The 20,559-nt window shown below is 60.3% G+C and carries 14 protein-coding genes; 5 read left to right on the top strand and 9 right to left on the bottom strand.

The window, feature by feature from the left end; translation table 11 throughout:
* Positions 1–149 precede the first annotated feature (149 nt).
* Genes DIE13_RS17025 through DIE13_RS17000 form a run of 6 tightly spaced genes read right to left on the bottom strand, consistent with a single transcriptional unit; the run spans position 150 to position 10,292 of the window.
* Complete coding sequence (locus DIE13_RS17025) at positions 150–620, bottom strand: very short patch repair endonuclease (RefSeq protein WP_198143769.1); 471 nt, start codon at positions 618–620, stop codon at positions 150–152.
* Positions 621–631: 11 nt separating this feature from the next.
* Positions 632–2,401, bottom strand: a complete 1,770-nt coding sequence (locus DIE13_RS17020; protein WP_012327532.1) for an AIPR family protein — start codon at positions 2,399–2,401, stop codon at positions 632–634.
* Between the two features lie 2 nt (positions 2,402–2,403).
* Complete coding sequence (locus DIE13_RS17015) at positions 2,404–3,387, bottom strand: PD-(D/E)XK motif protein (protein ID WP_124828253.1); 984 nt, start codon at positions 3,385–3,387, stop codon at positions 2,404–2,406.
* A 10-nt stretch (positions 3,388–3,397) separates the two neighbouring features.
* Positions 3,398–6,292 carry a Z1 domain-containing protein gene (locus DIE13_RS17010; protein WP_124828252.1) on the bottom strand — a complete coding sequence of 965 codons (2,895 nt, stop codon included), beginning with the start codon at positions 6,290–6,292 and terminating at the stop codon, positions 3,398–3,400.
* Positions 6,289–7,740 (bottom strand): ATP-binding protein, encoded by a 1,452-nt coding sequence (locus tag DIE13_RS17005; protein WP_041492035.1) that lies wholly within the window; start codon positions 7,738–7,740, stop codon positions 6,289–6,291. Before DIE13_RS17005 ends, DIE13_RS17010 begins: the two co-directional genes overlap by 4 nt.
* Positions 7,741–7,778: 38 nt before the next feature.
* Positions 7,779–10,292, bottom strand: coding sequence for a sigma-70 family RNA polymerase sigma factor (locus DIE13_RS17000; RefSeq protein ID WP_124828251.1), 2,514 nt, complete (start codon positions 10,290–10,292; stop codon positions 7,779–7,781).
* Positions 10,293–10,795: 503 nt separating this feature from the next.
* Between DIE13_RS17000 and DIE13_RS16995 the strand changes: the two genes are divergently transcribed.
* Positions 10,796–11,563: an HNH endonuclease gene (locus DIE13_RS16995; protein WP_012327527.1), complete on the top strand. Its 768-nt coding sequence runs from the start codon at positions 10,796–10,798 to the stop codon at positions 11,561–11,563.
* A gap of 382 nt (positions 11,564–11,945) precedes the next feature.
* Here the strand turns inward: DIE13_RS16995 and gyrB are convergent, their stop codons facing one another.
* The 3 genes from gyrB to dnaA form a co-directional block, all read right to left on the bottom strand.
* Positions 11,946–14,420, bottom strand: coding sequence for a DNA topoisomerase (ATP-hydrolyzing) subunit B (gene gyrB, locus DIE13_RS16990; protein WP_124828250.1), 2,475 nt, complete (start codon positions 14,418–14,420; stop codon positions 11,946–11,948).
* 193 nt (positions 14,421–14,613) lie between these two features.
* Positions 14,614–15,720 (bottom strand): DNA polymerase III subunit beta, encoded by a 1,107-nt coding sequence (gene dnaN / locus DIE13_RS16985; RefSeq protein WP_006756934.1) that lies wholly within the window; start codon positions 15,718–15,720, stop codon positions 14,614–14,616.
* Between the two features lie 169 nt (positions 15,721–15,889).
* On the bottom strand, positions 15,890–17,467 hold the full coding sequence (gene dnaA, locus DIE13_RS16980; RefSeq protein ID WP_199568544.1) for a chromosomal replication initiator protein DnaA: 1,578 nt from the start codon (positions 17,465–17,467) through the stop codon (positions 15,890–15,892).
* Between the two features lie 421 nt (positions 17,468–17,888).
* Here dnaA and rpmH point away from each other — a divergent pair, with 421 nt between their 5' ends.
* The 4 genes from rpmH to yidC all read left to right on the top strand — a co-directional run bounded on the left by rpmH (position 17,889) and on the right by yidC (position 20,515).
* The gene (gene rpmH / locus DIE13_RS16975) at positions 17,889–18,023 is read left to right on the top strand and encodes a 50S ribosomal protein L34 (protein WP_004198824.1); all 135 of its coding nucleotides are present in this window, start codon (positions 17,889–17,891) and stop codon (positions 18,021–18,023) included.
* Between the two features lie 15 nt (positions 18,024–18,038).
* Positions 18,039–18,500, top strand: a complete 462-nt coding sequence (gene rnpA, locus DIE13_RS16970) for a ribonuclease P protein component (RefSeq protein WP_124828248.1) — start codon at positions 18,039–18,041, stop codon at positions 18,498–18,500.
* Between the two features lie 75 nt (positions 18,501–18,575).
* Complete coding sequence (gene yidD / locus DIE13_RS16965; RefSeq protein ID WP_040142602.1) at positions 18,576–18,842, top strand: membrane protein insertion efficiency factor YidD; 267 nt, start codon at positions 18,576–18,578, stop codon at positions 18,840–18,842.
* 8 nt (positions 18,843–18,850) lie between these two features.
* The gene (yidC, locus tag DIE13_RS16960) at positions 18,851–20,515 is read left to right on the top strand and encodes a membrane protein insertase YidC (protein ID WP_124828247.1); all 1,665 of its coding nucleotides are present in this window, start codon (positions 18,851–18,853) and stop codon (positions 20,513–20,515) included.
* Positions 20,516–20,559: the final 44 nt, after the last annotated feature.

The following is a 20,559-nucleotide window of genomic DNA, read 5'->3' as shown; positions in this document are numbered from 1 at the left end:
TCCCGGCACGATTGGAAGAGCGCGATGACCCAGTTTGCGCTGCTTTACCCGGAACGATTCAACATTGGAGTCTGAATCTCAACCCGCCTCACACACTAAATTCCGGATACCTCCGCGTGCTCGCGAACGCCCGCGATCCTGTCATCACCTCACATCTTAATAGGGAGAGTCTCCGGGATTTCGCCGAAAGGTGCATTGCCCTCAATCCATTCGGACAAGGCTCGGGCGAGCTCCGTGACGGTCTCGGTCGACTTGCCTTTGGTGGCGCATTCCCACACAACCAGCACGCGCCATCCCGTTTCCTTGAGTGCTTCGATAGCTCGGCCGTCACGCTCGACATTGCTGCTCAATTTGGCGTGCCAAAACGCTGCGTTAGTCGCGGGCGATGTGGCGAAGCCACATCCCGTATGGCGGTGCCAGAAGCACCCGTGGACGAAAATCGCTACTTTGCGGCCAGGCAAGACTACGTCGGGCGCCCCCGGAAGTTCGCGCCTGTGCAATCTGAAACGGTAGCCTGCCGCGAACAGAATTTTTCGCACGAGCATTTCCGGCTTCGTGTTCTTCGCCCGGATGCCGGACATCATGCGTCGCCGGGTCTCCTTGTCGACAACGTCCACCAAGAATATTCCCCTCAGAGCAGCTCAGACATATCATCCGCCGGCATTGTGAACGATGCTCCGAGGACAGAGTCACGGCACTCCGGCTTTTTCGCCCATTCCGATACCATTCTTCCGCCGGCCGTCTCGTGCAGAACATCGCTGACCTCCTTTGCCCAACGAGCAATCTGCGCGCAGAGTTCCGGGGAGAGCGCCTGTCGCGACCAAATCCGGTCGAGTTCGATTCGATCGCCAAGCCTATCGGCGAGCACGGCCACAACATAGGCTGCGATGTTCGCCTGGAATGCCTGAAACATCGGCCGAACAATTTTCTGGGTCGCCTTGAAGACGATCGCCTTGGCGATCATCGCCTTGTACCAAGGTACATCTGGAAGCGTCGTCGTTTCTCCATCAGGGGTCGACAGCGCAGCCATGAAGCGTTCGAAGTTCTTTTGCGAGCCCAGGCTTACCAAGTCCGGCCTGCGATCCCATGCGTTGATGTACTTCGCCAAATCCGTCTTCGTGATCTTCCTCGCTGGCGGCATCGCATCCTTGAGCTGCCGCAGTTTCGCGGGTGTCGTTCCTTCACGCGCAAGCATGGTGCTGTAGCTGCCCGACGCCCGCTCATAAAACCATCGGCTCACTCCATCGGGACAATATACAGTCAACGACAGTTTTTCCACGTCTACGTGGAAGGGCTTGTTTGCTGACAAATCGGATTGCTTAATCGCGTTTTGCGTATTTGCGAAGCGCGAAATGTCCGAAACAAGCGCCTCTTCCTTGGCCGCGTCCTGCACTCGCATGACGATGATTTTGGCGGGCACCCTGACGGGTGCCAAGTTCACTTCAGGGAACTTCTTCTTGGTGAAGTACATAGATGCGGTCGTCTGGCCACCATTGACGATTTGCAGTCCCTTGAGCCATGCGATTCCCGCCGAGCCGTCTCCTGGCCTGCCCAGGCGCATTTCGTCGGCCACGATCACGATTCCATTGTTGTAGGCCATGAATCGCTCAGGCGCCGATCGCAAGGTGGTTTGAATGCCGGCATTGATCCCCTTGCCCTTGACGCTGAGGAAGGAGCGGACGTTGGCTTCCAGAAGCCGTGCACCGAACTTCTCATAGAGCAGTCGCAGCGCCTCGCCAGGTATGGCTGTCAGCGCGTAGTCGTAGTCGTCATTCTCGCCAGGCACAAAGACGCAGGGCAAGGGAGCGCCGGAGACCTCGTTGAAATCGACGACCACTTCGTCGCGCGGCTTGCCCTCGGACCAATGGCGGTGGAGTCGCTCGATGTCCATGACTTCGAGGCGCACTGCCTTGCCACCGATGTCGCGTGTCTTGAAGCTCTTGGATTTCGCGACTTTGTCGGTGATGACATAGACGCGGATTTGCTCCAGGTCGTTGTAGATGCCTTGCAGCGTTTCCGCCAGTGAGCGTACATCGCTCGAAGGATCGAGCTTCGGGGCCATCTTGCCTTCCGCACAAAGTGTCAGAAAGCGGAGGCACTGTTCCACGGCAGTCTTGGTCTCCGAGTCGGGAACGGGCGTTGGGACATCGACACCATCGTAAAGGCTGACGAACAAGTCGAGCTGGTCACTCTCATCGGAGACGGAATAGCCGCTGAGTCTCAGATTTGCGTTGCCTACTTTGCCTTCGAAATGGCATTCGACCGGCTCGAACGTCATGCCGATCTCCGACATGTGGTCCATCACGATCCCAGCGAACACCAATTCTTCATACAGCGCGCCCTCTCTCATTTGCGACCGTACGGCGGCCTGCGTTTCGCGTAGGAATTCTGGCAAGTCCATATTTATATCGCCCTCATTTTTTTTAATGCTGCAGCCATGTCGACACGGTGGCCAGCGACCTTGTCAAGGTCGATGCCGTACGCGGCTCCCGTGATGCCGAAGGGAACGCGGCCCATGGTCAAGCGCGGGAATTCATCGTCCACCTCGATCACGAGCGTGTCCACCATCACGAAGCGTCGAGGATAGTGGTCGGCGTGGGCGTCGAAATATCCAGCGGCCACCAGGCGGTCGTCGAGCGCGCTCGCGGCCCCAGGATCAGCCTTGGCCACTAGCCGCACTGCATCGACAAAGTCGGGCAGGCCCAGTCCGCCTTCGGTCTGACGCATCCGCTTGCCGACGACAAAGAGCGGCTGGCGAACGGTGTCGTCGAGTTGCTCAAGCGACCCGACGCGCGCGGGAAAACCTGCCGACGACAGCGTCGATTTGATTTCGAGCGCCCCGGTTCCGAGCTCAAAGTCTTGGATGCCATCCAAGGGGCCGAGCCACCCTTCGATGGCTACCGGTGCGGAAACACCCGCTTCGATGACTTCCAGAAGCGTTGCCAACTCTCCAACCAAACCGATCTCGGCTTCGGGATTCAGTACTTGGCTTCCTTTGCGCATGAACTCTTGCCAAGCCCCCACGCGCCCGATGAAAACCCGTAGCAGCTTGGCGACATCGGCCCCGGTTGCTACGGCGTCATCCAACGCGCCGGTCACGTTGCAGGCCATATCCGTGAACAGTTCAGCGTTTCCTGCGGCCTTGCGTGTCAAGGCGAGCCAAAGCATGCCCTTATCTTCGGGGTTCGCGCGCTCCACGGCGAAACCTTGCCCCTCTGGCAGCTTGTCGGGGACCGCCAAGCGTGCAGCCGGGAATCCTACCAACACCGCCTCGGCATTGTCGGGCGCGCGCCGGCCCGCGCTCAATTCGAGCGGGCCGGTGGGCGTCACGGAGATGGTCTGCCAGCCCCCGTCCGGGCCGTCGCCGGATAGCGACGACCAAGCCATCAAAAACTCATCACTCAGTCGCGCCATATTCCTGAGCCCAATAGAGGACATTCACTTCATATTCCACGCTGATTCCGCTGTCGCTGGCTGGAAAGGCGATGGCGAAGGCCATAATGGGCTTGTCCCACCCAGGCACGATTTGTGACTTCGGCTTGCCAGCGTATGGCGCGAGCGGATAGAGAAGCAGCAAACCGCGATCCACGGCGCCGCCAAGCTTGCTGCGAGCCATGCGCATGCCTTTACCGCTTGGCACCGTCGGCATGGTTATCCGTCCTCGTGCCGGATCCTGTTTCCAGGCCGCTTGAGTGATTTCGAGAGCCTCGCGCCAAGCGTCGTCATCCAAATCGATCCCCTCGTCGGCTGGATCGGTCAACACTCCAATGGCGAAATTAGCTGGGTCTCTTTGATCGGGCAGTCCGTGGTTGTCGGGCGTGCGCATCGGGAAGGATTCGATGCGAATGCCTCCCGTGAATTCGTGTGGATTGCTCTCGTCGCTGCCTTCGGCCAACAGTGCCACGTTCCACTGATCCAGTTGACCTATCTCATTCATCTTGCGGATGAATTCCGCGAGCACTGGAGCCTTGGCGCTAGTTGCATTGGGGTGAGTCGCGTACGCGCCCAAGAACGCAAGCACCTTCGACGCGTCCACACCCGTCCACAGCCGCGAACGTGGCCACGAGTCGGCTTTGCCGTCGCGCTCGAATTTCTGGCCGTGAACCTTAGGTTGTCCAAGGGATGCGATCAAATCGTCCGTCGCGGAGAGGTTGGCTTTTTGCGTCTTCGAGTCGCGATGGAACAAGATAGTCTGGGGGCGCGTTCCGCTATAGGTCAAGGACAGCGTATGTGCGTTGCGCATCTTCAAGGGCGACGTGACCGTAAGCACCTCGTGGGATATCACCTTGAGGCCATAATCTTCCGGTGTGAGATTCGCGCTGGCCATGAAGTCGAACTCCTCTCGCAGCTCTTCGGACGCGTCGGCGATGTGGCCGAACCAGCGCACCAAGTCGGGCGAGGTATAGAGGCGACAGAGATCCAGATATCCTGGTCGATAGCCGAACCATCGGCCCATTTGCATAAGCGTGTCGTACATTTTCGTGGTGCGTACGAAATAGCTCACGCAGAGTCCTTCGAGCGTCAGCCCCCGCGCCAATTTGTCGCCGCCAATGGCGATGACCTTGAGTGCCGAGCCTGGGGTGGCGTAGTCTAAAGCGTCCTTGGCCGTGCCATTGATCGAACGCACATCGATGTCTTCCAGGACATCGGGAAGCGCCGCCTGCACCTCATCCCATGTCGGCAATGCTGCAGGCCGCTCTTCGTCGGGAGACAGTTCAGAGACTGTGGCGCTGGTCGGAACGAAGTCCAGCTCCCATAGCTCTTTCATCTGAAACAGCAGGCTGTCGGCTTCGATGCCTCTGCAGATTTTCTGGCGCATGCTACGCACCGCATCCTCGACCTGAAGCCGTACATGGTCCTGCACTGCCACAAAGCGCGTAACGTGGATCAGCATGGAGCTGTGCGCCGCTCCTTGGCCGCGTAGTTCGCGCACTGCGCAGGCAAGGACGAAGGTGCAGATGGCCTTGCGCAAAGAGGGCGGAGCCATCTCCTGCCCGTTATATACCGGAACGTACGTCTTTTTGTGTTTTGGCGGCATCCAGCCTGAGTCGGTCTCGGGATCGTAATGGTCGAGAATGGCGCGAGAGAGTGGAAGTTCGCCCTTGCGCCCATCCTTGGTCATCCTCCCAAAGAGGCGGGCAGGGCCGACATAGTTCGACGGCGCAGCTAGATTGATGATGAAGGAGCGCGGGAAGAGGTCGGAGCCTTCCTTCGTTGTGGTTCCCTTGTGGTGGATGAAGATATTGGCGAAGGGCGTCGCAGTGTAGCCCACGTACGCTTTTCGAGTGAATGCATGCAGGATCTGTCGAATGAGGCTGTTGATAGTTTTGGGTTGATGCTCCTCGTCGGGAGCGCCGTCCTCATCGAACAATTGCTCGCCGGTGTCCACAGAGGCGTTATCCGCCTCGTCGTCGATCATCAGTAACGGCAGTTTGGTGACGACCTTCCGGCCGTCTTTGGTGGCATCGAACACGCGCGACTGAATCCAGTTCAGAAGGGCGGTGAGCACGGTCTTTTGCTTCTTGACCACAAAGAGCCATGGACGCTCTTCTGGTGAAATGCCGTGGAAATGCTTTGCGATTGCCTTGTTGAAGTCGCCGTTGTCTGCGCGCGTCGTCGCGGAGTTCGTTTTCAGATCCTCACCGAACTCGGCCACTCCGATAGGCAAACCAGGATCGCGGTCCACCGTCGTTTCATAGCCCAAGAAGCCCTCTTCGAGGCGCATTTGGGTTTGTGAGCGTAGATTGTTGTGCGTGCCTGCCAGCACGATGATGATTTTGTAGCCGGCATCCGCCGCCTTGCAGATCAGGCCCGAGTAGTTGCTGGTCTTGCCTGATTGAACATGGCCGACGACAAGCCCGCGGCGATCCCATGCGTCCGTCCGATGCGGATCTTCGAGAAGGGCCAAGATGTTGTCAGTTGCGTCATCGAGGCCATCTACGACGTTGTCGGAGAGCTTGGCTTCGAGGTAATCGCGGTAGCGGCGCCAATAGTGCCAATCTTTCTTGCGGGCGGCATTGAGCCAATGGATATGGCCGGCATCGTCTTTGAGTGTCGTGGCCTTGCCGATCCAGTGACTGAATCGCTGAATGAGCGTGGCAACCGCCAACGGCTGGTCCACAGTTGAGGTGGCATCGGTTTCGAACATTTCCGCAGCTCGGGCCACTTTCTCGGCGATGTAGGCTGCCGTAACTTTCGACTTGTCCTTCTCCGCTTTCACCAACCGCTGTGCGGTGGCGATCACGTTCTCGAGCAGTTCCAATTGGGCTGCTGCAGTTTCTGCCGGGATCACGGTTTACTCCCAAGCCGCGCCACGAGCGCGGGAAATTTGTGAAAGGGTTCGGTGCGCAGTAGTGCCTTGCGGGCCTCGTCTACGCTCAAATTCTTTCGCAGGATCAGGTCATCGAAGAGAATGGTCGCGATCTCAATCACCGCCTCGTTGGGCTCACCATCGAAACCGGTGCGCGGTGTCTCTTTGTTCTCGGCGGTGTCGAGCCAGATGCGCTGGACCGGGACCGTTTCCTCGATCACCCGAATCATTGCTTTGATCAAGGGTTGGAGATCGCCAGCGTTGTCGAGGACGGCCGCGACGGAGGGATGTTTCTCTTCGATTCGATACCGCATACCTGCCTTGAGCCGCTCCACACGCCAAGCTTGTTCAACGGGCCTGTCGCCTTGGCTCGGCGTCGGGGTTGCGCGATAGGCGAACACTCGGCGAGCGCGCTCGCGCGTGTTCTCGGCGAACTGGGTGAGCCAGGGTTTAAGCGACACAGGGGGCCGGGCTGTGGATTTCCTGACGTCGATCTTCCACTCGGCGTCGGCCGTGTTGGGGATGTCTATGCGGATGCGCGCCAAGCGATGTGCTTCTTCTCGATTCCATACGCGCGAATTGCCCAGACCGAGCCAGCCTCCTGCGACCAAGAGCCTCTCGTTGCGGTAAACGTAAAAACCCTGCTGGGCAGTCCATCCTGCTGGACCTGCATTGGTGTTGAATTCAGCCGCCGTCAGCTTGTCGCGGTGTGGCAAGACATGGCATTGGATCTCGACCGTTCCATATTCGGTATGGTGCTTCGCGGGCGGAGGCGCCCATGCCTTGGCTATGTGCCCTGTCATGAATGGGTCCCAGGGCTTGACGGCTCGACCGTTCAAAAATAGCTTCAGGCGCGCTAGCGGGTCTTGGAGAAAGCGGTGGAAAACCATCGCCAAATGGGCTTCGACATCGTCGATCAAAGCCAAGAAATCGTCCGACTTGTAACCGTCCGTAACGATGCGGTCGAGTGTCTCCCACAATACGAGAGTCCCAGCCTTCCTGTCCTTCAAGTTCTCGATAAACGACTTTGAGCCAGGGGCAGGGTCTTCGAAGAGAAGCCATCCGCTGTCTGGGTTGGCGGCCAGTTCGGTCAAATCCCACCGCAGGCAGCTCTGGATATCGTCCTTGACGGTGGCCACCGTGAGGCGGCGGCATTGCGAGAAGGATGCGGTTTTGAGCCCCATGCCGAAGCGGCCTAGGTCGTGCGCTTCGCGGGCGACCAGTGGGTTCTTGTCGCCAAGCCGCATCGCACTTTCAAGCTCGGCGTCGCTCATGCCACGCCCGTTATCGAGGACCGAAATACGGCTATTCGGCCCAGCCCAGGAAAAATCGATGCGAACTTCAGTCGCGCCAGCGGAAATGCTGTTGTCGACGATGTCAGCGAGCGCCGCTGCGGTCGAATAGCCGAGGCCGCGAAGCGATTCAAGCATCGACACGGCCTGCGGGGGGGCGTTTCGCGTCTTTGGGGTCATCTCCAATAGCCCTTCCCTGGCCAGAATTCGAATCCCAGAGCAAGCAGTTTGCGGACTAATCTGCGGTAACGGCTATCCGGTGCATTAGTGAGGTTAACCCATATGCTCCCCGAAGGCCCGTTGCGGTCGTCGTCGATGGGAATGCCCAAGTCTGCGACTTCTGACAGGAGCCTGTCGACGCTAGGCGATCGTCTGGGCGGTTGGGCGCTCAGGCTCGAGGGGGCCGTCTTGGTCGCGGCAGGCTGTCGCATCGTTTGGTTGTTTGATGGTTGCTCGACGCTGTCTTCTTCCTCTTTGCACTTTGTGGAAAGAGGGCCGCCGAAGACTGCGCACGCGAACGCATCCATTCGACGTGGGTGCTTCAGGTTTCGGAGCGCGGCGACCTCGATCTGGCGAACGCGCTCTCTTGTGACTCCGTATTGGCAGCCAATTTCTTCGAGCGTCAACGCCTCTTCGACGCCGATGCCGAAGCGCAGACGAAGAGTCTGTTCTTCCTTGGGCTTTAGTGTGGACAGCAGCTTGTCGATTGTCTCAAGTAATTCGGACTTGGACACGATGTCCATGGGATCTGGCGAGACGAAATCTGATCGGACCTCAACGGCTATCAGCTCGTCGATGGGCAGTTCATGGATCGGCAATGGCTCAGGAGCGAGGCGTTGAAGCTCGGCCACCTTCTGGACGGCCATGTTCAAACGAGCCGCGATCTCGTGGAGTTCAGGGGCGCGCCCTGTCTCCGATTCAAGCGCCTGAGTCTCTCGGGAAAGGCGCTGGGCCTTTTCATGGACATGGACCGGAACGCGAACCGTCCTGCATTTGTCGGCGAGGTGCCGTCCAATCTGCTGCCGTATCCACCAAGTGGCGTAGGTGGAGAACTTGAACCCTCGGCGCCAATCGAAACGCTCGACGGCTTTCAGCAGGCCGATGTTTCCTTCTTGTGCCAAGTCGTCCAATGGTTCGCCGCTGTATCGGTACTTTTTAGCGAGATGGAAAACGAGCTTCAGGTTGGCGACGGCCATTCGTTCGCGGGCGAGCTGGTAGGCCTTCATGGCGTTCGCGTATTGGCTGGCCAAGCCGGAGTCGCCGCCGTCTGCGAGATCGGCCAGTTCCAAGAGGAAGCGCCGATTCAGTCGAAGCGCCGACAGTGTTTCACGGATGGCTTGCCATCCCGCTCCCTGCTGAGCAGAGCCGACTGGAAGGCCCGCGAGCCAGTCCAGCGCATCCATGAAGTCCGAGGCTTGATCGCCACGCGGGCAGATCTCGAATTGGAGGTCGCTATCGTGCTCCGCTGTTTCGCCAGTCGGGTCCGATGTGGCCGCGCCGGCATCGTTTTCGCCTTCGGAAGTGGGCTCAAGCTCTGACTGGGTGTCGGTGGGGCCGAGCGACAACCATGCCAAAGGTTGTTGTCCTGTCCTGACCACGTGTCCAGCAGCCAATGTGAGGTCGATACCGCGTGGCCAAGCGGCCAAGGCGTCGAGCGCTCGTTCCAACTCGCTTTCCATGGCTCGGCTCAGCGCGACTTCTTCGTCCGCGGAAATGAGCCTTTTCCGCTGGAATTCCTTTTGGTAAATGTACAGAGGCTCTGTGCGATTGGATGCGAGGCTGTCGATGGAGGTCAAGGCATTGGCCACGATCTCTTCTTCGTCCGGCGATTCCTCTGGTTTGACGTAGACCTCGAAGTTTTCGGTGGCGCTGACACTGGCGTACTCGAATCGCTCATCGACCTCAGCGCCAAGGTCGTTGATTATCATGCTCAACTGCGCTTTGACGTCAGGGTTCGGGGACCGGTCATCGTTGACCGACAGCGCCTCGACCCACATCTGCGGCACGCTGCCCTCGCGGACGGCTCGAAGCATTAGCAGACGGAGCCGTCCCAGAACTTCGGCGTCGTCTGTGCGCGCCAACGGCTGCGATCTTTCCGGCAGGTACGCGTCGATATCGTCCCAGTCAACTGAAGAGTCGACGCCTTCGTATTCTGTAATGGCGGCCTGAATTGCGCTCGCGGCTTGGGCGACCGACAAATCCGCATCGGGTGGTGGCCGGTCTTCCTCGGGCTCCCAGCCGGACAAGTCAAAGTCTGGCGGGTTCTCTGGTTCGGTCGCGTCATCGACTATGGCTGGGGCAGGAGGCCGTGCCATGTCGGCTTCAGTCACGCTTGCGCTGGTCGGATACGAGGGGTGTTCCGAGGCTTGGGCGTCGAAGTGTTCGATGGGTCCATTAGAGGATGTGGGCACGCTAATGGCTGGGTCGCCAAAAGTTTCGATCGGGGCTTGGGCTGATTCGAGGACAGCCGCGGCGTCGTATGCGCCTGCGGCAACCGCAATGGCAAGGGCCGTTTTTCCAGAGGGATCGAGTAGGCCGTCGTCAGCTCCCGCATCGAGCAGCAATTTGCAGATTGCGGGCTTGTTTCGAGCTGCCGACAACATTAGAGGGGTCAAACCGTTTCGGTCGCGGGCGTTGAGATCATCGCCTCGGTCGATGTGAATCCGAATGGCGCTCTCGATCCCAGCCATGACGGCCAATTTTAGAAACCGGCTGAGAGGCCGTGCACCTGCGACGCTTGTGTCGTTCACGCGCGTGCCTCTCTCTGGGCCGCTGGGTTTACTGTATTTCTCAGTTGCCGAAGGCGTACCCCGAAAATTCTTCTCGTTGTTAGGCGCTGGTCGTGGCCAGACAGCTCTAATGTCCTTTTGGCCATATCGGCTCTGTCGAGTTTGTATCGAAACAAATTCTACAGGAGATACCTGAAGTCGAAACGACTTCGAGAATCAACATTCGACCTATGGATTAACGATCGCGTCAAGCTTCATCCGTATCCGGTCAGACCTCAAATGGCCGTAGTGCTTGTCGACTGGCTCACCCAGCGGCTGCGCCAGCGCGGCTTCGTAAGTCCATCGCTCACGCCACCTCACGCCGTCATTTGGCCGGCGCGCCAGCATTTCAAATGCTGGCAGCGACGTGCGGCAAATTGAGCGGCGTCGAGGCGGGAGGCTGGTGAAGGCTGACCAGGAATTCAATGGGTGTCATGGTCGTTGGCAGGATCGTGGGGCGGGAAAGCAGCATGCTATCGCATGGGGCGGCATTGCAGCACGTCGCAGGCGATGCATTTCTCATCCAGAGGTATGATGAATCACGAAACCAATGTGGTTATGTTGGCCTTGTCATCATGCCGGACCAGAATATGAAAGAAGAGGATGAGGATTTTAAAAGCATTCGTCGAAACAAACAGGCTTTGATCTCGGCCATTGAGAAAGGACGTTCAGATCGATGGATTCTCCGATTGTGGAGTCGATTCATCAAGGCAAGAGATTCGTATCGATGTGTATGTTGTAATTCAAAAGAGCGAATTCAATCGCACCACATTGTCCGTAAAACCCTTTATCCGTGGGGGGCGTTTGAGCTTGGTAATGGTATTACGCTCTGCTATGAATGCCACGGGCGAGTTCACGAACAATTCAATGGCCGTCCAGATCTCTTGCTGCCTCTTGGTGCTGAACAAGGAGATGATCAGGATGAGTGGGCTTTCTTGTTCGGATTGCTGCTCGATGATGCTCGTTTCCGTGGTGTGGACGAGGAGGAGTTTTATTACCTAGGGGATCATATGCTGAAATTTTTTGTGAAATGTCAGGGGTATGACGACCTATATAAGTTGGTGGCCCAAGGAGAATTGAGCCGAATCAGGTTCGCTCATGAAATCTGGCGCTCGATGCCAGAGGCTTGGTACACGGATTTTATATCGGAGCTCATCAGGTCGCATTTTTTTGAAATTCCGATGAGATCGTGATCTGCTAACATCATGAAATCATTGGGGGCACGGTGTGCTCTCCACGGAAGGTAACAGTGGCGTGTAGCACCCGCTCCCGGAAAACCGCCCGCATCTAAAAGGTTTGGCCGCTTTAGATGCGTAATGCGCCTGTTCGGGCACATTACTGGCATTCCAGAACAAAAAAGCCGCTGCTTCGTGAGAAGCAGCGGCTTTTTTTACAACTAGTGGCGAATCTGAGATTCGTCCCTGAAACTTGCCGACTATGATTCCGCGGTCAAGCTCCTCCAGAGATAACACCTGACGCTACGATTGGTAGGCTAGTCGCACCAACTGCGTCGTCCAGTCGCAAAACTGTGGCGCCAGTCGCACATACTCTGGCGCCCTACGTCTACATACTGGTTCAAACGTCAATATTCCCCGCCCGCAACGCATTCGATTCAATAAACGCCCTACGCGGCTCTACATCATCCCCCATGAGGGTAGTAAAGATCCCATCCGCCGCAATAGCGTCCTCGATCTGCACACGCAGCAGTCGCCGCACCGCCGGATCCATCGTCGTTTCCCACAGCTGCCCGGGGTTCATCTCCCCCAGCCCCTTATACCGCTGCTTCGACACGTTCCGCTCGGCATCCGCGAGCAGCCACTTCATCGCGCTCTTGAAGTCGGTAACAGCCATACTGCGCTCACCACGCTTGATAACCGCCCCTTCCCCAATCAGTCCCGTGAACGTATTCGCCGTAGCCACGAGCTGCTGATAATCGGCCGTGTGCTGGAACTCCTGATCGATGACCGAAACCCGCACATTCCCGTGATGGGTGCGTTCGACATTGAGCGACCGCTGCTCCCGAACCGGGTCATACGAAGGCACCACGCGTACTTCGTTCTTCAAAGCCTCGTCATGCAACGCAGCGTGCAGCGCCTTCGCCGAAGCCTCCGTCGAAGCCTCGGTGGAGAGGTCGATCGCCACCCCGTCCATGATCGCCTCGAGCGCCGCCGGGTCATACAGCCGGCTCAACCGATCGATCACGCTCTGCGACAGCAGATACGACCGCGCCAGTTCCCCGAGCGCGTCGCCGGAAATCGCCGCCGCATTCTCCCCAGGCACCAGCTCCGACCCTTGCAGCGCCAACCGCAGCATATGCGCGTTCAGCTCCACATCGTCCTTCAGATACCGCTCGTCCTTGCCCGCCTTGATCTTGTAAAGCGGCGGCTGCGCGATATACACATACCCGCGCTCGATCATGTCCGGCATTTGGCGATAGAGGAACGTGAGCAGCAGCGTCCGGATGTGCGCACCGTCGACGTCCGCGTCGGTCATGATGATGATGCGGTGATAGCGCAGCTTGTCGAGGTTGTAATCGTCCTTGCCGATCCCGCACCCGAGCGCCGTGACCAGCGTCACGATCTGCTCCGACGACAGCAGCTTGTCGTAGCGCGCCTTCTCGACGTTCAGCACCTTGCCGCGCAGCGGCAGGATTGCCTGGAACTTGCGGTCGCGCCCTTGCTTCGCCGACCCACCTGCCGAGTCGCCCTCGACGATGTAGATTTCGCACTTCGCCGGGTCTTTTTCCTGGCAGTCCGCGAGCTTGCCTGGCAGGCCGACGCCGTCGAGCACGCCCTTGCGGCGCGTCATCTCACGAGCCTTCCGGGCAGCATCGCGCGCCCGAGCAGCCTCAACGATCTTCCCGCAGATGATCTTCGCGTCGATCGGCGTTTCCAGCAGGAATTCTTCGAGCGCCTTCGCGACGACTTCCTCAACCGGCGCCCGCACTTCGGACGAAACCAGTTTGTCCTTCGTCTGCGAGCTGAACTTCGGCTCCGGCACCTTCACGGAAAGCACGCACGACAGCCCTTCGCGCATGTCGTCGCCGGTCGTCTCGACCTTCGCCTTCTTCGCGATTTCGTTATCGGTGATGTACTTGTTGATGACGCGCGTCATCGCGGCTCGCAGGCCGGTCAGGTGAGTACCGCCGTCACGCTGCGGAATGTTGTTCGTGAAGCACAGCACGTTTTCGTTGTAGCTGTCGTTCCACTGCATCGCGACTTCGACGCCCACACCGTCCTTCTCGCCGATGGCGTGGAAAACCGTCGGATGCAGGTTGGTCTTCGTCTTGTTGATGTACTCGACGAAGCCCTTCACACCGCCGGCGAACGCGAAATCGTCTTCCTTGCCGCTGCGCAGGTCGGTCAAACGAATCCGCACGCCGTTGTTCAGGAACGAAAGCTCGCGCATCCGCTTCGCGAGGATGTCGTAGTGATACTCGACCGTGCCGAAAATGGTCGGATCGGCCATGAAGTGCACTTCGGTGCCGCGGTTCTCGGTATCGCCGGTCACCAGCATCGGCGACACTTCCACGCCGTCCACCTTCTCGAGCACGCGGTCCTGCGCGATGCCGCGATGGAACTCCATGAAATGCTTCTTGCCGTTGCGGCGCACGGTGAGGCGCAGCCAGCTCGACAGCGCGTTCACGCACGACACGCCCACGCCGTGCAGGCCGCCGGACACCTTGTAGCTGTTCTGGTCGAACTTGCCGCCGGCGTGCAGCTCGGTCATCACGATCTCGGCGGCGCTGCGCTTCGGCTCGTGCTTGTCGTTCATCTTCACGTCGGTCGGAATGCCGCGGCCGTTGTCGGTCACGGTAATCGAGTTGTCGACGTGAATCGTCACCTGGATGTCGTTGCAGTACCCGGCCAGCGCTTCGTCGATCGAGTTGTCGAGCACCTCGAACACGAGGTGGTGCAGACCGGTGCCGTCCGACGTGTCGCCGATGTACATCCCGGGGCGCTTGCGCACCGCTTCCAGACCTTCGAGGATCTGGATCGACGAGGCGCCGTAGCTGCTGTTATCGGGTTGCGAATTGTGCTGTTCACTCATGGATATCTTCCGGTTCTGCGAGGCCACTCTCGTGGCGGCGCGGTGCGTTTCAGCGAGAGAAATCGCCGGGCCGCTCCAGTTTCCTGGCCCGTTCGAGGTGCCGTCAGGGCACCAAAGGGACGGGTTGTCGGTTCACCATAAAAACGCCAAAGGGGCTTGACGCCCCCTGGTGTGTGTCGCGATGTCGAGCGCGTCAGATGCGCATCGGCATCACGACATACTTGAACTCGTCGTTCTCGGGCACGGTAATCAGCGCGCTCGAGCTGGCGTCGCCGAGGCTCACCTGCACGGTGTCGACCTTCAGGTTCGCGAGCACGTCGAGCAGATACGTGACGTTGAAGCCGATGTCGACGGTATCGCCCTGGTACGCGATTTCGAGTTCTTCCTGCGCCTCTTCCTGATCGGCGTTGGTCGACATGATCTTCAACTGGCCCGGCGCGATGATGCAGCGCACGCCCTTGAACTTGTCCGAGGTCAGAATCGCCGCGCGTTGCAGCGAACGCTGCAGTTCTTCACGGCCGATCTCGAACGTGTTCTTGTGCGCCTTCGGGATCACGCGCTGGAAGTCGGGGAACTTGCCCTCGACGAGTTTCGACACGAGCTCGACCTGGCCGAACGTGAACTTGGCCTGGGTTTGCGCGATGTCGATGGTGACGGTGTCATCGATGTCCTCGAGCAGGCGCTGCAGCTCGAGAATCGTCTTGCGCGGGACGATCACTTCCTGGCGACCGAACGTGCCGCCTTCGAGCTTCATCGACGAGAACGCGAGGCGGTGGCCGTCGGTGGCCACGGCCATCAGCTGGTCGCCGTCGACGACGAGCAGCATGCCGTTCAGGTAGTAGCGGATGTCTTGCTGCGCCATCGCGAAGTGCACCATGCCGAGCAGCTGGCGGAACGACTTCTGCGGGACGGTCAGGGTGGCGCCGAAATCCTTGGCCTGCGCGACGGTCGGGAACTCGTCGGCCGCGAGCGTTTGCAGTGCGAAGCGGCTCTTGCCGGACTGAACGGTGAGGCGCTTGTCGGCGAGCGACAGCGTGACCTGGCCGTCGGGCATCGCGCGCAGGATGTCGAGCAGCTTGCGGGCCGCGACGGTGGTGGCCACCTGGTCGCCGCCCACGCCGAAATCGGCGCGCGTGGTGATCTGCAGCTCCAGGTCGGTCGACAGGAACGAAACGTCCGGGCCGTTCTTGGTGATCAGCAGGTTGGCAAGGATCGGCAACGTATGGCGGCGTTCGACGATGCCGCTGACCGTTTGCAGCGGCCTGAGGAGTGTGTCTCGTTCGGTCTTGACCAGTTGCATAGAGTTCCTTCGTTGAGTAACGGCCTGCAGCGCAGCAGCCTCGCAGCGCCCCGCCGGCCGGGCTCTTGGCCCGCCACCACCGGGGCGGTCAAACCAGTATTGTGCCTCAAAACCGAACCGCCCCCCTTAAATTGGGGCGGAGGCCGAATTATCAAGCGCACCCGCGCGCTCAGCCCTTCAGCGTCTGTTCCAGCACGTGCAGCTCGTGGTTGAGCTGTGCATCCTTGCTGCGCTCGTCGGCGATCTTGCGCACGGCATGCAGCACGGTGGTGTGATCGCGCCCGCCGAACAGCTCGCCGATTTCCGGCAGGCTCTTCTGCGTGAGCTCCTTCGCCAGGTACATCGCAATCTGCCGCGGCCGCGCGATGTTCGCGGGACGCTTCTTCGAATACATGTCGGCGACCTTGATGTTGTAGAAGTCGGCGACGGTCTTCTGAATGTTCTCGACCGAAATCTGCCGGTTCTGCACGGTCAGCAGGTCCTTCAGCGCTTCCTTGGTCAGCTCGATCGAGATCTCGCGGCCGTGGAACTTCGAATACGCGAGGATCTTGCGCAGCGCGCCTTCGAGCTCGCGCACGTTGGAGCGCAGGTGCTTCGCGACGAAGAACGCGACGTCCTCCGACAGGTTCACGTATTCCGACTGCGCCTTGCGCATCAGGATCGCGACGCGCATCTCGAGCTCGGGCGGCTCGATCGCGACGGTGAGGCCCGAGTCGAAACGCGAGATCAGGCGATCGTCGATGCCCGAAATCTCCTTCGGATAGGTATCGCTGGTGATGATTACCTGCGCCTTGTTCGCGACGAGCGCCTCGAACGCGTAGAAGAATTCCTCTTGCGTGCGCGACTTGCCGGAGAAGAACTGAATATCGTCGATCAGCAGCAGGTCGAGCGAGTGGTAGTAGCGCTTGAAGTCGTCGAACGCCTTGCGCTGGTACGCCTTCACCACGTCGGACACGTATTGCTCGGCGTGGATGTAGCGGATCCGCGCGCCGGCCTTGTCGAGCAGCAACTGGTTGCCGATCGCGTGGATCAGGTGGGTCTTGCCGAGGCCGACGCCGCCGTACAGGAACAGCGGGTTGTACGAAATGCCGGGGTTGTCCGCAACCTGGATCGCGGCGGCGCGCGCGAGCTGGTTGGCCTTGCCGGTCACGAAGTTGTCGAACGTGAGCACGGGGTTCAGCTTCGAACGTTCGTACATCGAATCGGCTTCGCCGCCATTGGCGGGCGCGGCACCGGGGCCCGGACGCCAGGTTCGGCGGCCGGCGGCCGCTTCGTGCGCGGGCAGGCTCGGCAGGTCGATGTCGGCGTCGTCGACGTTCAGGCGGTGTGCTGCAGCCGCCGACGGCGTCATCGGCACGTCGGCCGGCGCGCTGGGTGCGGCGGCGGCATTCGCGGTCAGGTTGGCGGCGATCGCGGCCACGGTGGCGGCGGGGCCGCTCGGTGCAAGCGGCGCACGCGGGGCAGCCGGCGCGGCGCCTGCAGCGGCGCTGCGCATGCCGGCCTTCGGATCGAGGACGAACTGGACTTCGATCGGCGCATTCCAGAAATCCCGGGCCAGATCGGAGATGCGGCCCGAAAACTGGCTCTTGACCCAGTCCAGCTTGAAGCGGTTCGGCGCGGCGATGGACAGCGTGTTCGCCGACGCATCGAAGGCCACCGGGGCCAAGGGTTTGATCCACGTCACGTACTGCTGGGGCGTTAGCTCGCGCTCCAGCAGTGCGGAACAGTGTTGCCAGAAATCGTTCATCAAGTAACTGTCGTTTTTTGCGTGCACAGCGCGGCTCGCCGGCGCCCTTGTGGCGGTTACGCAACAAGGCCCGAAGCGGTCGTGCGAGCGTGCCTCGGACGCCTGCGTCACAGTCGTGGAGAGGCAGGCGGGCGCCGAAGCGGCGTGCGGGATTCTTGGAGATAAGGCGAGATTCTAACGCCAAACGCGGCCACAGCGGGACTTATCCACAGGCTGTGGCTGTGGGGCGCGGGGCCGGATCGGCGGGGGGCGGCACAGGCGGACGACTCCTAAAGTATTGACCGCCAAGAGAAAAACGGTTTAAATAGCGGGTTCCGCGAAAACCAATCCTGTATTCCCGGCGATTGCGTTCGCCCGAATGCCTCCGGTTAAGGGCACGCGGTCCCCTGAATTTCGACATTCTCGAACAAGTGAGAACATCATGAAACGTACTTACCAACCGTCCGTGACGCGCCGCAAGCGCACCCATGGCTTCCGTGTCCGCATGAAGACGGCAGGTGGCCGCAAGGTCATCAACGCTCGCCGCGCGAAGGGCCGCAAGCGCCTGGCCATCTAAGGCAGGTTGCGCGCTGTGTCCGCCGTCCGCAGTCCTGCGGAAGGTGCCGTCGAGTCGGGTGCGAATCCGTCGCAGACGAAAGCCGCCTTCCCGAAAGCTGCGCGACTTCTGAAAACGGATGAATTTTCATCCGTTTTTCGTTTGCGCCCCTGGCGGCGTTCCGCGCACTTCGTGATCTACGGCAAGCCGACCGGTCAGCCTGCTCGTCTGGGGCTCGTCGTCGGCAAGAAGTATGCGCCGCGTGCAGTCACGCGTAACCTCGTGAAGCGGCTGGCGCGCGACGCGTTTCGCTTGCGCCGGGCCGAATTCGCCGGTTACGACCTGCTGCTGCGGCAGCACACGCGCTTCGACAAGAAAGCGCTGCCGAGCGCGGCTTCCGCCCCGCTCGCGGCGATGTGCGCGGCCGAAATCCGCGAGCTGCTCGACAGGGCGGCCCGGGAAATCGCGCGCCGGGCGTCGAAGCCCGCGTCCGAGTGACGCATCCGTCCATGGTGCGGCGTTCGCGCCCGCCCGGCCGGTTTTGACGCGGCGTCGTACGGCGCCGCCCAAGGTATGGAAACGGTATTGATCGCCTTGCTGCGCTTCTACAAGGTTGCCGTGAGCCCTATGCTCGGCAACCGTTGCCGTTTTTATCCTTCCTGTTCGGATTACGCGCGCGAGGCAATCCAGTATCATGGCGCCGCGCGCGGCACGTATCTCGCCGTCAGGCGCGTGTGCCGATGCCATCCGTTTTCCGCGGGCGGCGTCGACCTCGTCCCGCCGCCCAACTCCGACACTCGCGCTCGCGGCGAAGCCGACGCGCGGTCCCATCGACTCTGAGACAACGCATGGATATCAAACGCACCGTCCTATGGGTGATCTTCTTCATGTCAGCTGTCATGCTGTACGACAACTGGCAGCGGTCCCATGGACGCCCGTCGATGTTCTTCCCGAGCGCTACGCAGACGGCCCCCGCGGCCGGGGCAGGCGGTGCATCGGGCACGGGCGCGACGACGACCGCAGGTGAAGTGCCTGCCGCCGCAACCGGCGCAGCACCGTCGACGACGGCACCGGCCGCGCAGGCGCAGCTCGTGAAGTTCTCGACCGACGTGTACGACGGCGAAATTGACACGCGCGGCGGCACGCTGGCGAAGCTGACGCTAAAGAAGCAGGGCGACGGCAAGCAGCCCGACCTGTACATCACGCTGTTCGACCACACGGCGGGCCACACGTATCTCGCGCGCACTGGCCTGCTCGGCGGCGACTTCCCGAACCACAACGATGTCTACACGCAGGTCAATGCGGGCCCGACGTCGCTGACGGGCGACCAGAACGCGCTGAAGCTGTCGTTCGAATCGCCGGTGAAGGGCGGCGTGAAGGTCGTGAAGACCTACACGTTCACGCGCGGCAGCTACGTGATCGGCGTCGACACCAAGATCGACAACGTCGGCACGGCGCCTGTTACGCCGACGGTCTACATGGAACTGGTGCGCGACAACACGGCCGTCGAAACGCCGATGTTCTCGCACACGTTCCTCGGGCCGGCGGTCTATACGAACCAGAAGCACTTCCAGAAGATCAACTTCAGCGACCTCGACAAGAACAAGGCCGACTACGAGACTTCCGCCGACAACGGCTGGGTCGCGATGGTGCAGCACTACTTCGCGTCGGCCTGGATTCCGCAGCAGGGCGTGAAGCGCGACATCTACGCCGAAAAGATCGATCCGGCGCTGTACCGCGTCGGCGTGAAGGAGCCGGTCGCGACGATCGCCCCGGGCCAGTCGGCTGACGTGCAGGCGCGCCTGTTCGCCGGTCCGGAAGAAGAGCGCATGCTCGAAGGCATCGCGCCGGGTCTGGAGCTCGTGAAGGACTACGGCTGGGTGACGATCATCGCGAAGCCGCTGTTCTGGCTGCTCGAGAAGATCCATGGCTTCGTCGGCAACTGGGGTTGGGCGATCGTGCTGCTCACGCTCCTGATCAAGGCCGTGTTCTTCCCGCTGTCGGCTGCAAGCTACAAGTCGATGGCGCGCATGAAGGAAATCACGCCGCGGATGCAGGCGCTGCGCGAACGCTTCAAGGGCGATCCGCAGAAGATGAACGCGGCGCTGATGGAGCTGTACAAGACCGAGAAGGTCAATCCGTTCGGCGGTTGCCTGCCGGTCGTGATCCAGATCCCGGTGTTCATCTCGCTGTACTGGGTGCTGCTCGCATCGGTCGAAATGCGCGGTGCGCCGTGGATTCTGTGGATTCACGACCTGTCGCAGCGCGATCCGTTCTTCATCCTGCCGGTGCTGATGGCCGTCTCGATGTTCGTGCAGACGAGCCTGAACCCGACGCCGCCGGACCCGGTCCAGGCAAAGATGATGAAGTTCATGCCGATCGCATTCTCGGCGATGTTCTTCTTCTTCCCGGCAGGTCTGGTGCTTTACTACGTCGTGAACAACGTGCTGTCGATTGCACAGCAGTACTACATCACGCGCAAGCTTGGCGGCGGCAAGAAGAAGCCGGCCTGACGCTCGTGGCACACGCTGGCGGCAAGCCGCCAGCGATGCACGTA

Source organism: Burkholderia sp. Bp9016, assembly GCF_003857765.1.
In the GTDB taxonomy this organism is placed as follows: Bacteria; Pseudomonadota; Gammaproteobacteria; order Burkholderiales; family Burkholderiaceae; genus Burkholderia.
The sequence above is the reverse complement of the archived record's forward strand: the minus strand, read 5'-3'. Positions and strand labels throughout refer to the sequence as shown.

What these genes read in the sequence shown, in the direction of transcription:
- DIE13_RS17020 (WP_012327532.1), bottom strand. Translation starts at nt 2,401, where the DNA reads ATGGACTTGCCAGAATTCCTACGCGAAACGCAGGCCGCCGTACGGTCG.
- DIE13_RS17015 (WP_124828253.1), bottom strand. Translation starts at nt 3,387, where the DNA reads ATGGCTTGGTCGTCGCTATCCGGCGACGGCCCGGACGGGGGCTGGCAG.
- DIE13_RS17005 (WP_041492035.1), bottom strand. Translation starts at nt 7,740, where the DNA reads ATGCTTGAATCGCTTCGCGGCCTCGGCTATTCGACCGCAGCGGCGCTC.
- DIE13_RS17000 (WP_124828251.1), bottom strand. Translation starts at nt 10,292, where the DNA reads ATGGCTGGGATCGAGAGCGCCATTCGGATTCACATCGACCGAGGCGAT.
- DIE13_RS16995 (WP_012327527.1), top strand. Translation starts at nt 10,796, where the DNA reads ATGGGTGTCATGGTCGTTGGCAGGATCGTGGGGCGGGAAAGCAGCATG.
- gyrB (WP_124828250.1), bottom strand. Translation starts at nt 14,420, where the DNA reads ATGAGTGAACAGCACAATTCGCAACCCGATAACAGCAGCTACGGCGCC.
- dnaN (WP_006756934.1), bottom strand. Translation starts at nt 15,720, where the DNA reads ATGCAACTGGTCAAGACCGAACGAGACACACTCCTCAGGCCGCTGCAA.
- dnaA (WP_199568544.1), bottom strand. Translation starts at nt 17,467, where the DNA reads ATGAACGATTTCTGGCAACACTGTTCCGCACTGCTGGAGCGCGAGCTA.
- rpmH (WP_004198824.1), top strand. Translation starts at nt 17,889, where the DNA reads ATGAAACGTACTTACCAACCGTCCGTGACGCGCCGCAAGCGCACCCAT.
- yidD (WP_040142602.1), top strand. Translation starts at nt 18,576, where the DNA reads ATGGAAACGGTATTGATCGCCTTGCTGCGCTTCTACAAGGTTGCCGTG.
- yidC (WP_124828247.1), top strand. Translation starts at nt 18,851, where the DNA reads ATGGATATCAAACGCACCGTCCTATGGGTGATCTTCTTCATGTCAGCT.